Origin of the sequence: Herbidospora mongoliensis, assembly GCF_001570545.1 — a bacterium.
In the GTDB taxonomy this organism is placed as follows: domain Bacteria; phylum Actinomycetota; class Actinomycetes; order Streptosporangiales; family Streptosporangiaceae; genus Herbidospora; species Herbidospora mongoliensis.
Map to the genome: position 1 here is coordinate 318,506 of NZ_BBXD01000019.1, position 12,617 is coordinate 331,122.

The 12,617-nt window shown below is 71.0% G+C and carries 10 protein-coding genes; 5 read left to right on the forward strand and 5 right to left on the reverse strand.

Translation table 11 applies throughout. The annotated features are described in order from the left end of the window. Positions 1-50: 50 nt before the first annotated feature. The 3 genes from AW272_RS29255 to AW272_RS29265 all read left to right on the forward strand — a co-directional run bounded on the left by AW272_RS29255 (position 51) and on the right by AW272_RS29265 (position 2,350). A complete protein-coding gene (locus tag AW272_RS29255) occupies positions 51-1,061 on the forward strand; it encodes an aldo/keto reductase (RefSeq protein WP_245657775.1) in 1,011 nt (336 codons plus the stop codon). Between the two features lie 31 nt (positions 1,062-1,092). Next, entirely contained in the window at positions 1,093-1,713 is a 621-nt protein-coding gene (locus tag AW272_RS29260) for a TetR/AcrR family transcriptional regulator (protein WP_066371885.1), read from the forward strand. A 64-nt stretch (positions 1,714-1,777) separates the two neighbouring features. Continuing rightward, positions 1,778-2,350 (forward strand): DUF1707 SHOCT-like domain-containing protein, encoded by a 573-nt coding sequence (locus AW272_RS29265; protein WP_066371887.1) that lies wholly within the window; start codon positions 1,778-1,780, stop codon positions 2,348-2,350. A gap of 48 nt (positions 2,351-2,398) precedes the next feature. Here AW272_RS29265 and AW272_RS29270 read toward each other — a convergent pair whose 3' ends face one another. Then, positions 2,399-2,995 (reverse strand): TetR/AcrR family transcriptional regulator, encoded by a 597-nt coding sequence (locus AW272_RS29270; RefSeq protein ID WP_245657776.1) that lies wholly within the window; start codon positions 2,993-2,995, stop codon positions 2,399-2,401. A gap of 76 nt (positions 2,996-3,071) precedes the next feature. On the opposite strand from AW272_RS29270, the gene AW272_RS29275 reads away from it, so the two are divergent. Both AW272_RS29275 and AW272_RS29280 read left to right on the forward strand, forming a co-directional pair. Continuing rightward, positions 3,072-3,905, forward strand: coding sequence for an NAD(P)H-binding protein (locus tag AW272_RS29275; RefSeq protein ID WP_066371890.1), 834 nt, complete (start codon positions 3,072-3,074; stop codon positions 3,903-3,905). Between the two features lie 80 nt (positions 3,906-3,985). Next, a complete protein-coding gene (locus AW272_RS29280; protein WP_066371892.1) occupies positions 3,986-4,390 on the forward strand; it encodes a hypothetical protein in 405 nt (134 codons plus the stop codon). Here AW272_RS29280 and AW272_RS29285 read toward each other — a convergent pair whose 3' ends face one another. The 4 genes from AW272_RS29285 to AW272_RS29300 all read right to left on the reverse strand — a co-directional run. Continuing rightward, positions 4,391-8,434: an nSTAND1 domain-containing NTPase gene (locus AW272_RS29285; protein ID WP_066371894.1), complete on the reverse strand. Its 4,044-nt coding sequence runs from the start codon at positions 8,432-8,434 to the stop codon at positions 4,391-4,393. It lies immediately after the preceding gene. Positions 8,435-8,517: 83 nt separating this feature from the next. Beyond that, positions 8,518-9,714 carry a tetratricopeptide repeat protein gene (locus AW272_RS29290; RefSeq protein ID WP_066371899.1) on the reverse strand — a complete coding sequence of 399 codons (1,197 nt, stop codon included), beginning with the start codon at positions 9,712-9,714 and terminating at the stop codon, positions 8,518-8,520. Continuing rightward, positions 9,708-11,060, reverse strand: coding sequence for an ATP-binding protein (locus AW272_RS29295; protein ID WP_066371903.1), 1,353 nt, complete (start codon positions 11,058-11,060; stop codon positions 9,708-9,710). Before AW272_RS29295 ends, AW272_RS29290 begins: the two co-directional genes overlap by 7 nt. Positions 11,061-11,336: 276 nt before the next feature. Further along, positions 11,337-12,617: alpha/beta hydrolase (locus tag AW272_RS29300; protein WP_218011111.1), on the reverse strand; the 1,281-nt coding region annotated here is incomplete at its 5' end.

The window sequence follows — 12,617 nt, forward strand, 5'->3', positions numbered from 1 at the left end:
GTCTCGGCAGAGCCTTCCACGGCCCGGAGCAAGAGCCGTGTACTGGTTCGATGATGCGAAATCGAACACTCGGCACCTCCGGCATCGCGGTCAGCGACATCGCGTTCGGCGCGATGAATTTCGGCTTCCCCGGAGGCCCGGACGAGGACCAGGCCATCGCCATGATCCACCGTGCCCTGGACGCCGGGGTCAATCTGATCGACACGGCGGACGTCTACACCCACGGCGAGTCGGAACGCCTGGTCGGCCTGGCGGTACGCGGCCGCCGCGAGGAAGTGGTGCTGGCGACCAAGTTCGGCCTGCCGATGGGTGAAGGGTCCGGCGGGTCGCGACGCTGGATCAAACAGGCCGTCGAGGACAGCCTGCGACGACTGGGCACCGATTACCTCGATCTCTACCAGATGCACCGGCCGGACTACGCGACCGATCTGGACGAGACCCTGAGCGCCCTGTCCGACCTGGTCCGCGAGGGCAAGGTGCGGGCCATCGGATCCTCGACCTTCCCGGCCGAACTGATCGTCTCGGCCCAGTGGGTGGCGCAGAGGGGCGGCCACCACCGTTTCGTCACCGAGCAGCCCCGCTACTCGATCTTCAACCGCCGCCCCGAGGCGCATGTCTTCCCGGCGCTCCAGGAGTTCGGCATGGGCGCGCTCACCTATGCGCCGCTGGCCAGCGGCTGGCTGTCAGGCCGCCAGGACCCGGCCGGCGGCCGCCGTCCCGGGCTGGAGGCCCACGTCTTCGACCTCGGCACCCCCGCCAACCAGGCGAAAATCCAGGCGGTCGAGCACCTGCGCGAGATCGCCGACGGCATGGGCGTGCCGATGACCCATCTCGCGCTGGCCTTCGTCCGCGCCCACCCGGCGGTGAGCACGGTGCTGATCGGCCCCCGCACCCCCGAACAGCTCGACGACCTGCTCGCCGGCGCTGGCGTCACCCTCGGCGACGACGTCCTCGACCGCATCGACGAGATCGTCGCCCCCGGCACCGACCTCAACCCCGCCGACAACTACGACGCCGAGATCCCGGCGATCGCCGACAAGCGGCTCCGCCGACGACGGTGACTGTTCTCCAACGGAGAATAAGCTGCCGCCCATGACACCCAGACGCCGCAGACGCAGTCCCGAGGAATCACGTGCGGAGCTCCTGGCGGCGGCGGCCCAGCTGATCAGGGAACGAGGCCCGGACAACGTCACCCTGAGACAGATCGCCGAGGCCGCCGGGGTCGCCCACGGGCTCGTGACCCACTATTTCGGCACCTACGCCGCCCTGGTCCGCGAGGTATTGACCGCCGAGAACGACCGCATCGAAGTGTCGGTACGCGAGCGGATCCAGGCCGAGCAGGGCGTCCCGACCGCGGTGGGAATCACGGGAGTGCTGTTCGACACCCTTGCCGACGAGCGCTACCTGCGCCTGTTCGTCTGGGCCGAGATGAACGCCAGCTACCGGGGCGCCGTCCGTCCGGAGCTGGTCGAACTGATCGACGCGATCGAAGCCGGGATCCACGCGGCGCTGGCGGGACGACCCGTGCCGAGCCGCTCCCGCATCGAGGCGGTGGCGCTCATCGGACTGTCGGCGGCGTACGGGTTCGCCATCGGCGGTCAGTCGTGGCTGGCGGGCATGGGACACGACCCCGACGATCCGGCGCACGAGGCGGAGTTCCGCGTCCAACTGGCCACGATGCTGGGAAACCACATGGTGGCCGAATCCGGATGACTTATTGGCCAGTTGGATAATAACCTGGAGACCATCACGCTGATCGAACAGACAGGACTCACGCATGGCTGAGCACCCCGCCCCCTCGGTGCGCGCCTCCGACAAGGATCGCGACCATGCGGCCGAGCGCCTGCAGTCAGCCGCCGCCGAGGGCCGGATCGACCTGGACGACCTGGACCGACGGCTCACCGAGATCTACGGAGCCAAGACCCAGGCCGAACTGGAGCGCGCAGGCCAGGATCTTCCCGAGCCCGCCCGCACGGACACGCTGGTGGTGAGCGACGAACCCAGCTCCCACTTCGCGATGAGTGTGTTCGGCTGGTTCACCCGCAGGGGCCACTGGGTCGCCCCACGCGACTTCACGTCGCTGTCGATGTTCGGCGGCGGCGAGATCGACCTACGCGACGCCGCCTTCGCCGCCCGCGAGATCCGGGTCCGCGTCTTCGCTCTCTGGGGGTACGCGGAAGTCACCGTTCCCGACGACGTCGAAGTCGAGGTCAAGGGCTTCGGCCTGTTCGGGGCGTTCGACAGAAGCGCCGCCCACAGGAGGCGGGGAGCGCCACGCGTCGTCATCAGCGGGCTCGCCTTGTTCAGCGGCGTCCGGACGAGAACCAAGCCGGCGCGGAGAACGCCCTGACCCGCCCGGACTGACCGAAAGCGCGCTTCCCGAACGGCTAGGCCTGGCTCACGCGGCATCAAGAGAGTCGAGCCAGGCGAGCAGGCGAGCACCCTCGCGTTCCATGACTGCCGGGTCGCGCAAGGCGTTGGCCAGCAGGGACATGCCCTGATAGGCACCCACCAAGGTGAGCGCCAGGCCATCGGGTTCCGGCTGGCCCAGCTCGCTGAACTGGCGTTCCACCCAGGTGAGCAGAAGCCGGATGACCCTGCCCGCCTCAACGTCCAAACCGCCGTCGTCGCGCTTGTCCAGCTCGGCGGCGAGCGTGCCGGTCGGGCAGCCATAGCGCGCGGCGAGGTCGCGCTGGCTCACCCACGCCTTGATCAACCCTTTGAGACGCTCACGGGGATCGGCGAGCTCGTCCAGGGAGCCTGTGAGCAGTTCGAGTTGCCGCGCGTGCTCGGACAGAGCGGCCGCGACCAGCTCGTCCTTGGTCTTGAAGTAGTAGTACACGTTGCCGACGGGGACCTCGGCCACCCGCGCGATGTCGGCGATGGTGGTGCGCTCGGCGCCTTGCCGGTGCACGACTTCGGCCGCGGCCCTCATGAGCCGCTGCCGCTTCGCGTCGGCCGTCCGGGCTCGGGCGGACCCTTTCAAGTCAGTCACCTGACTAACTCTACGGCCTCATCCGTGCTACGTTTTCCGTGAGTCAGCCAGCTAACTAACTCCAGAGGACTCCATCATGATCGTCGTCACAGGCGCCACCGGGAACGTCGGCCGCACGCTGGTCCGCATCCTCGCCGACCAGGGCCATGAGGTGACAGCCGTAGCCCGCCGCATCACCCGGGCCGACGTGCCCACCGGTGTCCAAGCCGTCGCAGCCGACCTCTCGCAGCCATCCGCCGACCTGCCCTCCGAGGTGGACGCGGTCTTCCTGCTGATCGGCGGAGACCTGATGATGGCCGGCGACCCCGCTCGCGTCGTCGCACCGTTCGCCGGCTCCGGCAAGATCGTCTTGCTCAGCTCCCAGGGAGTGGCCACGCGCCCCGAGTCCTTGTCACACGGGCGGGCCTTCGCCGCCTTCGAGCAGGCCGTCATGGATTCCGGCGCCGAGTGGACCTTCCTGCGCCCCGGCGGCTTCGCCTCCAACGCCTACGCCTGGGCCTCCTCCGTCAGGGCCACCCGCACGATCGCCGCACCCTTCGGCGAGATCGGCCTCCCGATCATCGACCCCGACGACATCGCCGCCGTGGCCGCCGCCACCCTGACTCAGCCGGGCCACGCCAAGGCGATCTACGAACTGACCGGGCCCACGCTCATCACCCCACGCCAGCGGGCGGCCGTCATCGCGGACGCCATCGGCGAACCCGTCACCTTCGTCGACCAGACCCGGGAGGAGGCCCGCGCCCAGATGCTCACGTTCATGCCCGCCCCGGTGGCCGACACCACCCTCGACATCCTCGGCACCCCCACCGTCCGCGAACAGACCGTCAGCCCCGATGTGGAGAGGATCCTCGGCCGGGCCGCCACCCCCTTCACGGGCTGGGCCAGGCACAACGCCGCCGCCTTCCGCTGACGCCTGAGCCGATATAGCTCGCGTATATCCCGATGGACCAGCGTTCCGCCCTGTCAGGTCAACCGATGTGAAGGAGCGGAATGCGGAAGATCTACAAGGTGGCCCTCGCCCTGGGGGCGATCTCGGCGCTTCTCGTCGGAACGGCACCGTCGGCCATGGCCGCCAGCGCCAACTGCTCGATCCTGCCGTTCTCGACCACCTGCACGACGGGCACGGTGCCCGCCAACTCCTCCACCCACGACATCATGGTCATCGCCACGAACTGCTGGGCGCTGCAAGGTGGCAAGACCCTGAACATCAAGCTCCAGGACGTGGGCACCGGACAGTACTTCTGGCACAGCACCGTCCCTTACGGCTATGGGGCGTACATCAGGGTGCGCGGACTGTACGGCAACTACAAGCTGCGCCTGGACGGCGAGCCCGGCCGCTCCGGCCAGCTCACCACCAACGTCACCGGCTGGACGCCGGGTCTGCGCGCCTGCTGATCAGCCACAGGTCACCTGGCGGGGAAGGCCGGCGGCGTAGGTGTCCCACTCGGCGGGGGTGAGGTCGCGTCCGGACGCCTGGCACAACCGGGTGGCCGCTTCGGCGGGGTCGAGGGACCAGCGGATGATGCGGCCGGAGTCGTCACCGCTGATGAGTTCGCCCGCCGGGGTGAAGGTGAGGGCCTTGATCGGCAGGGTGGGGCCGGTCAGCCGGGCAAAGGGGCGTCGGCTGGCCAGGTCCCACACGATGATCGTGCGGTCCTCCCCCGCGGAGGCGAGCAGCCGTCCGTCTGCGCTGAAGGCGACGGCGTGCACGGGGGCGGTGTGGCCGGACAGGGTGGCGATGGTCCGTCCGGCCGGGTCGTGCAGTTTGACGGTACGGTCCGAGCCCGACGTGGCGATCGTCGCGCCGTCGGGGCTGAAGGCGACGTCCAGGATCGACCCGTGGCCCGGCCGTACCCGGGAGATCTCCTTGTCCGTGTCGGTGTTCCAGAGCAGGAGCAGGTCCGACGGGCCGACCGAGACCAGCAGCGGGTCGCGCGGACTGTAGGCCACCACCGTCGACAGATAAGCCGAGCCGCCGAACGGCACCTGCTTGGGTTCGGCCGGGTCGGTGACGTCCCAGCGGAACCGGGTGAGCGCCGTCGTCACCAGCACCCGGCCCGAGGGGTCGAACGCCACGCTGGTGGTGGCGCCCGTGCCCGCGTAGTGGATCTCGCTCAGCCGCCGCCGGGTCGGCACGTCCCACAGGGTGATGCTGTGGTCGCGGCCGACGGCGGCCAGCACCCGGCCGTCGGGGCGGAAGACGATCGACCTGACCTGGTCGGGATGCCCGTCGAGGATGGCGAGGGGCTGTCCGGTCAGGTCCCAGAGGCGGACGGTCCTGTCGCTGCCGGCCGAGGCCGCGATCGTCCCGTCGGGGCTGATCTGGAGATCGTTGACGGCCTGGCTGTGGCCGCCGAACAGCGGGACCGCCTGCTCGCGGATCACGATCGACCTGCCCATGCCGCCCGAGGCGAGCCGGGAGCCGTCGGCGCTGAGGGCCAGGGCCCGGGTCTCGGCCCGGCTGCGGTCGAGGTAGGTCTCCACGGGCTGCCTGCGGGTCAGGTCCCAGACGGTGATCATCCCGTCCTCGTCGGCCACCGCGACCCGGTCGCCGGCGGGCGCGGACACGTCCCACGCGTAGGGGCCGCTCGTCGGCAGCGCGAACAGCGAGGTGACCCCGTCGCGGGTCAGCCGCCAGAACCGGGCGCCGCCGGTGTCGGAGGCGGTGACCAGCGTCTCCCCGGAGACGATCACCCGGTGCAGGGCCTGTACGGGCACCTCGGCGTGGCGGCGGCCGGTGCGGACGTCCCACACGACCGTTTCGTCGGGTCCGGCGGCGACCAGCAGCGAGTTCCCGGCGCCGAAGGCCAGTGAGCCGATCTTCGGCCCACGTGTGTCGATCACGCGGTGGGCGCCGCCGGGCAGCGTCCACATGTCGATGGTGCCGTCGTCGTGGCCGACCGCGACCGTGCGGCCGTCGGTGGAGAAGGCCATGGCGGGGGTGACTTCGGTGAGCGGTTCGGTGAAGACGGCCTTCATCGTGGTGGTGTCCCAGACGACGACCGAGCCGCGCGCCTCGGCCGCGACCGGTGCGCGGGCGGTCGAGGCGAGGTAGCGCCCGTCGCCGCTGAACGCCACGGTCCTGGCGTAGAGGTCCACGTCGGTCAGATGGTCTTTGAGCGTGGCGATCCGGCGGTGGTTCCGGTCCCATACGGCGACCGTGCCGTTGACCCCGGCGGCGGCCATCATGCCGCCGTCGGGACTGAACGCCAGCGCGTAGACGCCGGCGTCGTCGGCCTGGACCTCGACCCGCCGCCGGGCCGCCGCCGCCACGCTCAGCACTCCGCCGACGGTCTCGGCGTCGGCGGTGAGATCGTTGGCCGCCACCGCGAGCAGGCCCGCCAGGTCAGGGTCGGTGTCGAGCAGGAACCGGGCCGTCAGTGACAATCGGCCGGAGGCCGCGATGTGCTGCTGGCGTTCGGCCTCCCGCCCCTGACCGACCGCGACGGCGCCGCTGACGAAGGCCAGCACGAGCAGCGCCGCGATCCCGCCGACCATCCGCTTGAGCAGCCTGTTCCTGCGCCGCACCGCGTCGATCTCGCCCTGCTCGGCTGCTCTGGACGCGGCCAGGAAGTCAGCCTCCAGGGCGTTCGGCTCGCCGGGGTGCTCCTCGGCCCACGTGCGCGCCGACGACAGCCGCGCCCCGCGATAGAGCATGCCGGGATCGCGGCTCTGGCCGTCCCAGAGCCGGGCGGCCTCGGTGACGCCCCGGTGCACCAGCAGCGCCGCACGGTCGTCGGTGAGCCAGCCGCGCAGCCGGGGCCAGTTCCGGATCAGCGCCTCGTGCGCGACCTCGGCCGAGTCGGCGCTCAGGGTGACCAGCCGGGCGGCGGCCAGCCGCAGCAGCACCTCGGTGACCACCGGCTCCGCGGCGATGCCGACCAGTTCGGCCGGGGAGACCGGGCGGCGGGTGTCCTCCGTGCCCTCTCCCAGCGCCGACAGTCGCAGGAAGATCCGCCGGGCGACCTGGCGTTCCTCGGGGCCGAGGCCGGCGTACACCTGCTCGGCGGTTTGGGCGATGGCTCCGGCGACCCCGCCGGTGCCGTGGTAGGCGTCCAGAGTGAGCAGACTCCCCTCACGGGCCCGCCAGGTCTCCAGCAGGGCGTGCGAGACGAGCGGCAGCCCACCCGGTTCGGCCACGGCGGCGGCCACGATCTCGGCCAGCATCTCGGGCTGCACCCGCAGCCCCGCCCGCGCGGCCGGCCCGACGACGATGTCCCGCAGCTCGGCCGTCGACGGCGGCCCGACCAGCAACTGAGCCTCCCCGCCGAGCGCCTCGACCAGGTCGGGATAGCGGGTCAGCCGCCCCAGGAAGTCGGCCCGGACCCCCAGCACCACCCGCCGCCCGGGTTCCAGCAGCCGGGCCACGAACCCGCGCCGTTCCTCCTCGTCGGCGCAGAGCGTGAAGATCTCCTCGAACTGGTCCACGACCAGCAGCCCGCCGGTCTCCACCGGCACCTGGCCGAGCGGATGTTCCCCCGGCGTGATGAGCACACTGTCCGGCCGGACCCCGACCAGCCCCGCGCGCAGCAACGACGACTTGCCACTGCCGGAGGCGCCGAACACCGCCACGAGCGGCAACCGGTCGGCCAGCTCGACCAGCCGGTCCCGCAGCGCCTCCCGCCCGAAGAACCAGTCGGCGTCCGCCGCCTGAAAGGCCGCCAGTCCTCGGTACGGACACTCGCCGCTGTCGGCGGGAAGGGGGATCAGCTCCTCGTCCCCCCGCAACATCGCCTCGTGCAGCCGCCGCAGACCGAGACCGGGTTCGACACCGAGCTCCCGGTCGAGCGCCTGCCTCGCCTCGTGAAAGCTCTCCAACGCCTCGGCCGGCCGGCCGGACCGGTAGAGCGCCAGCATCAGATGCCCGCGCAGCCCCTCGCGGAAGGGATGCCGCCGGACCAGCTCGGCGAGGTCGGCGACACTCTCCCCTGGACGCCCCGCCCCGAGCATGGCGACCGCCCACGACTCGGCCGCGGCGAGCCGGGCCTCCTCGAGACCGCGCGCGGCCTCGGCGACCGGCGGGCAGTCGACGAGCTCCTCGAACGCCTCGCCACGCCACAGCCCCAGTGCCTCCCCCAGCCTCTTGGCGGCCAGTTCGGCCTCCCCCGCCGCCAGCGCGGCGTCGCCCTCGGCCGTCAGGTCACGGAAACGGCGGGCGTCGAGCCCGGGAGCGTGCAGGGTGTAGCCGGCGGCCCCCCGGGTCAGTACGTCGTCGCCCAGGACCCGGCGTAACCGGTGGACGTAGAGGTAGAGATTGTGCCGCGCCGAAGCGGGCGCCCGGTCGCCCCAGACCGCGTCGACCAGCGCTTCGGCCGAATGAGGCCGTCCGGCCCCGGCCAGCAGCACGGCGAGCGTCAGCCTCAGCTTGCGGGCGTCTCCGAGGTTGACCTCACGCCCGTCCCGGATGACCTGCAACGTCCCCAGCACGTTGAATTCCATCCGGCTCCACGACTCCTGTCTGTCGGGCCAGCGCTGTTCACGAATGAGCCATCAAAACCGATCTTCAGGGCAACGATCAAGCCCTAGACCTCCTGCCGAGGGCGGAAGATCTTCCGTACGCCCGCCGCGATCCAGATCGTGCCCAGCGCGGCGTAGACCGCGAGGAGGGCGGGAGGGAAGGCGGAGGTGACCATCGCGCCGAGAGCCACCACCGCGAGGAGAACCGCCCAGCCGTACAGCACGCGCCGCCCGGCCGGGGAACCGGTGTGAGCGGCCTCCTGTACGGGAGTCACCAGCGCCATGGTCGCCGCACCGGCCAACCCGAGCTCCTCCCAGCCGAGCCCGACGCCCAGGCCGACCAGGATCGCGCCCGCCCCCGCCAGGCCCAGGCAGAGCATGGACACCCGGGCCGCGGCGCGCTCGAACAGCAGCCGGGTGGCCTTGGCCCTGGCCAGCCGGAGCGTCGTCCAGGACTCGGCGATCCACGCCGCCCAGTGCAGCAACGCGATGATCACGAACACCAGGATGACCGGCGGCAGCGCGGGCAGCAGGAACAGCAGCCTCCAGCCGCCCACGAACCGCTGGCGCAGCCGCGACAACGTCCGCTGAACCGGGTTGCGCTCCTTCAGCGCGATCACCAGACAGTCCCTGGCCGATTCGAAGCCGGGGTTCAGGCGGAGCACCTCGCGGAAGGACTCGGCGGCGGTCCTCGGGTCACCGGCGGCCAGTGCGGCGCGGCCGAGGGCCCAGTGCGCCCGCACGCTCTCCGGGTCGTTGGCCACGGCCTGGGCGGCGGCGGCCCTGGCCTGCTCGTGCTCGCCGAGCATGGTCAGCGCGATGGCCAGCAGGGCGGCCAGGTCGGCGTCCTCCGGCTCGATCCTGAGTCCGTAGCGGGCGCACTCGGCCATCTGGACCCAGTTGCGCCGCTTCATGTGCACGCGCGCCAGCAGCTCCCACAAAGGGGCGTACTCCGGCTGGAGGGCGATACCGGCGGCGCTCGCGCGCGCGGCCTCCTCGATCAGCCCCGCCATGTAGTGCACCTGGCCGGACAGGTAGTGCGGCATCCAGTCGTCGGGCGCGAGCCGCACCGCTTCGCCCGACTCCTCCAGCGCCTCGCCCGTACGGTCCTGCTGAACCAGCGCCAACCCCAGCAGCGCGTGCGCGCCGACGTGCTGGGGCTCCTCGGCGAGGAGCCCGCGCAGCTCGCGCTCGGCGTCCGCCGGGCGGCTCATCTGCAGTAACAGCCGTGCCCGCGCCAACGGGTCGCCTGTCTTCACCATTTGCGCTGGATCCAGGGCATGAGCTCGTCCCAGGCCCCCGACTCGTTGGCGTGCATCACGTAGTTGCGCGCGGTCGCCATCCACTCGCGCACCGCCGTCGGCTTGGCCGCCTTGGCCGCCGCCAGCAGGTCGCGGGTCGACAGCGGGATCGCCCGCCCCGCGCGGATCGACTCGTGCAGCTTGACCTCGACCGCCCGGTCCACCAGCCCCTTGAGATCGGCCCCGACGAGCTGGTCGGTGACCTTGGCCACCGCGCCGAAGTCGACCTCCTCCAGCGGCTTGTCGCGGCACAGGATGCGCAGGATCGCCGCCCGTGCCGCCGCGTCCGGCGGCGGCACGAAGACGAGCTGATCGAACCGCCCCGGACGGCGGAACGCGACGTCGATGTACCAGGGCGCGTTCGTGGCGGCGAGCACCAGGACGCCTTCGTTCGCGCTCTGGTCGACACCGTCCAGCTCCGCCAGGAACTGGTTGACGAGCTGCCGAGTGTGCGCCTGCCGCATGTCGGAGCGGCGCGCGGCCAGCGCGTCCACCTCGTCGAAGAACAGCACGCAGGGCCGATGACGGCGAGCCAGGTCGAACGTGGCGCGCAGATTCCGCTCACTGGACCCGACGTACATGTCGAGGATGTCGGCCAGCCCGACGTTCACGAACGCCGCGCCGAGCTCACCGGCGGCAGCCCTGGCCAGGTGCGTCTTCCCGACCCCCGGCGGCCCGTACAGCAGCACCCCGCCACCGGCGCGCTTGCCGAAGGCGGCGAACAGCTCAGGCTGCTGGACGGGCAGCAGCAGCTTGACCCGGAGCGCCTCCTTGACCTCGTCCATCCCGGCGACGTCGGCGAAACTGAAGGCCGACCGCTCGATCTCCGCGGTCGACTGCTCGTGGGTCGCCGAGGAAGGCGCCGGGTACGCGTCCCCGGCAGGCTGAGGCGGTGCGGCGGCCTCCGGGATCACCAGGCGCGCCGCCAGATCGGCGTCCGCGACGGACGGGTCACGCGAGACCGCCTCGTGGTAGCGGTAGGCCGCCTTGTACAGGTCCCCCTCGCCCAGCAGGGCACGGGCCGCCAGCACCCCCACACGCGGCGGATATCCACCTGCGGCGAGCAGCGGCTCCAGCACGGACAACGCCTCCCCGTGCGAACTCTGCCGGACGAACGCCTCGGCCAGCCCCGCCACGATGTCCGGATCCTTGGGCGCGAGCACGAGCGCGGCCCTGAACTCAGCCTCCGCATCGGCCAGATACCCCTTGTTCAACAACTGCTCGGCCAGGAGCCGGCGCAGCGGCAGGTTGTCCGGGGAGAGACGAGCGGCCTCGCCCAGCGCCTTCAAACCGGGGTCGTCGACCACGTTGCCCAGTCCCTTCTGTGGGGATATCGGTGATCCAGAACTAGCTAAACTATCGAATCTAACTCGGGCGGCGGTCTGTCTGTCATCCTTTGCGGCGTTTCACCACCGATCCGGGTGCGGGCTTCGAAAGCCGGCTACAACGCCGTCAGGCCACCAAGACGACGACAACGCTCCCGGACGCGACCGAGCAGCCCCGGAACCATCGCGTGTCCGAACTGCTGGACCATCCTCTGACGAGCGTCTGTCCTGGCTCCAGGCCGCACGATGGGCGGTGAATCAGCTCTCCGAGAGAGTGGCGGAGCTGTCGCCGATGATGTCGAGGGCGAGGAGGATGAGGTTGGCTGCGAGGGCGGCCCCGATGATCGTGGTCATCACGCCGGGGAGACCGTCGGCGGCGGAGAATCCCAGCCAGGCTCCGGCCAATGCCGCGACGGGTGCGGCGGCCAGCCCTCGGTGCTGCTCACGAGAGGTCCGGTCGCGGCGGGTCCAGGCGCAGTAGGCGCCGTACCCGATGGCTGTGCCGACGGACGGTACGGCGACAAGCGGGTCGCCGAGGTAGGTCGCCGGCCACACGATCGACACGGTCAGCACGGCCAGGGACCAGCCACCGAGGCCGAGGGCCACCGGGGTCACGACGCGCAACCAGATGCCGGTCCTGGGCCGGAAGCCACCGCGTCGGCGTACCCGACGGGTCATCCAGGCGAGCAGAGCGACCGCGGCCAGCGCAAGGCCGGTCAGAACGCCTACGAGGATCTTGGCGATGTTCGGCATGCTGAGCGCGCCTACCTGGAAGTCGACCTTGTGGGTGGTGTACCCGGAGGTGTCGATCTGACCGTGGTCGAAGAAGCCGGTCAGCAGCCGCCGATTGGCCTCGGGCTGGTATCGCCAGAAGTCTGTGGTGTGCCCGAGTTCAGCCAAGATCACCTGGCGGCCGTCGGGCAGTGCGGGCAGCAGTTCCCTGGTGGCCAGTTGAGCGGGTGTGGTGAAGTCGACGGTGCCGCTGATCAGGAGCGTTTCGACGTCGGTCGGGCGCGTCCGCTGGTATTCGCGAGAATCGGGGCTGGACGGCCACGCCTTGGTGAGGCCACCCCCGGCCCACAGCAGATCCGCACCCGCGTTGCCCAGAACTGAGCCCCGATCGCCCCCTGCCGCGTAGTAGCCGTCGACCGACGCAGCGTCGATCATGGTGGTCGCGGCGGACTCTCCCCAGACGAAAGACATCGGGATGGTCAGGTCGGCGAGAAGAGAGACGGCCCAGAGCCCGCTGGGATCGCCGTCGGCGGCGGCCAGCCACGCGTCGAACATCGCGGGCGCGTTGAGCGGTGCGGCGAATCGCGTGGAGTTGACCAGCCCGATCAGCGTCGCGGCGCGGACGTTGCCACTTTTGATGGCCAGCGGTCCCCAGCGGCCGGGCAGGTGGGCAGCGGTCGCCCTCATGGAGACGGCAAGGTCTTCGGTACGTGCGGCGCATGCACGGTCCTGGGCACACAGCCGGGCATATCCGGCGAGTTGATCGTCCGTGATGACGGGATCCCAGAGGAAGTGACGGGGGTTCCC

Bases quoted from the DNA above. Each gene is read 5' to 3' on its own strand.
- AW272_RS29255 (WP_245657775.1), top strand. From the start codon at position 51: ATGATGCGAAATCGAACACTCGGCACCTCCGGCATCGCGGTCAGCGAC.
- AW272_RS29260 (WP_066371885.1), top strand. From the start codon at position 1,093: ATGACACCCAGACGCCGCAGACGCAGTCCCGAGGAATCACGTGCGGAG.
- AW272_RS29265 (WP_066371887.1), top strand. From the start codon at position 1,778: ATGGCTGAGCACCCCGCCCCCTCGGTGCGCGCCTCCGACAAGGATCGC.
- AW272_RS29275 (WP_066371890.1), top strand. From the start codon at position 3,072: ATGATCGTCGTCACAGGCGCCACCGGGAACGTCGGCCGCACGCTGGTC.
- AW272_RS29280 (WP_066371892.1), top strand. From the start codon at position 3,986: ATGCGGAAGATCTACAAGGTGGCCCTCGCCCTGGGGGCGATCTCGGCG.
- AW272_RS29285 (WP_066371894.1), bottom strand. From the start codon at position 8,434: ATGGAATTCAACGTGCTGGGGACGTTGCAGGTCATCCGGGACGGGCGT.
- AW272_RS29290 (WP_066371899.1), bottom strand. From the start codon at position 9,714: ATGGTGAAGACAGGCGACCCGTTGGCGCGGGCACGGCTGTTACTGCAG.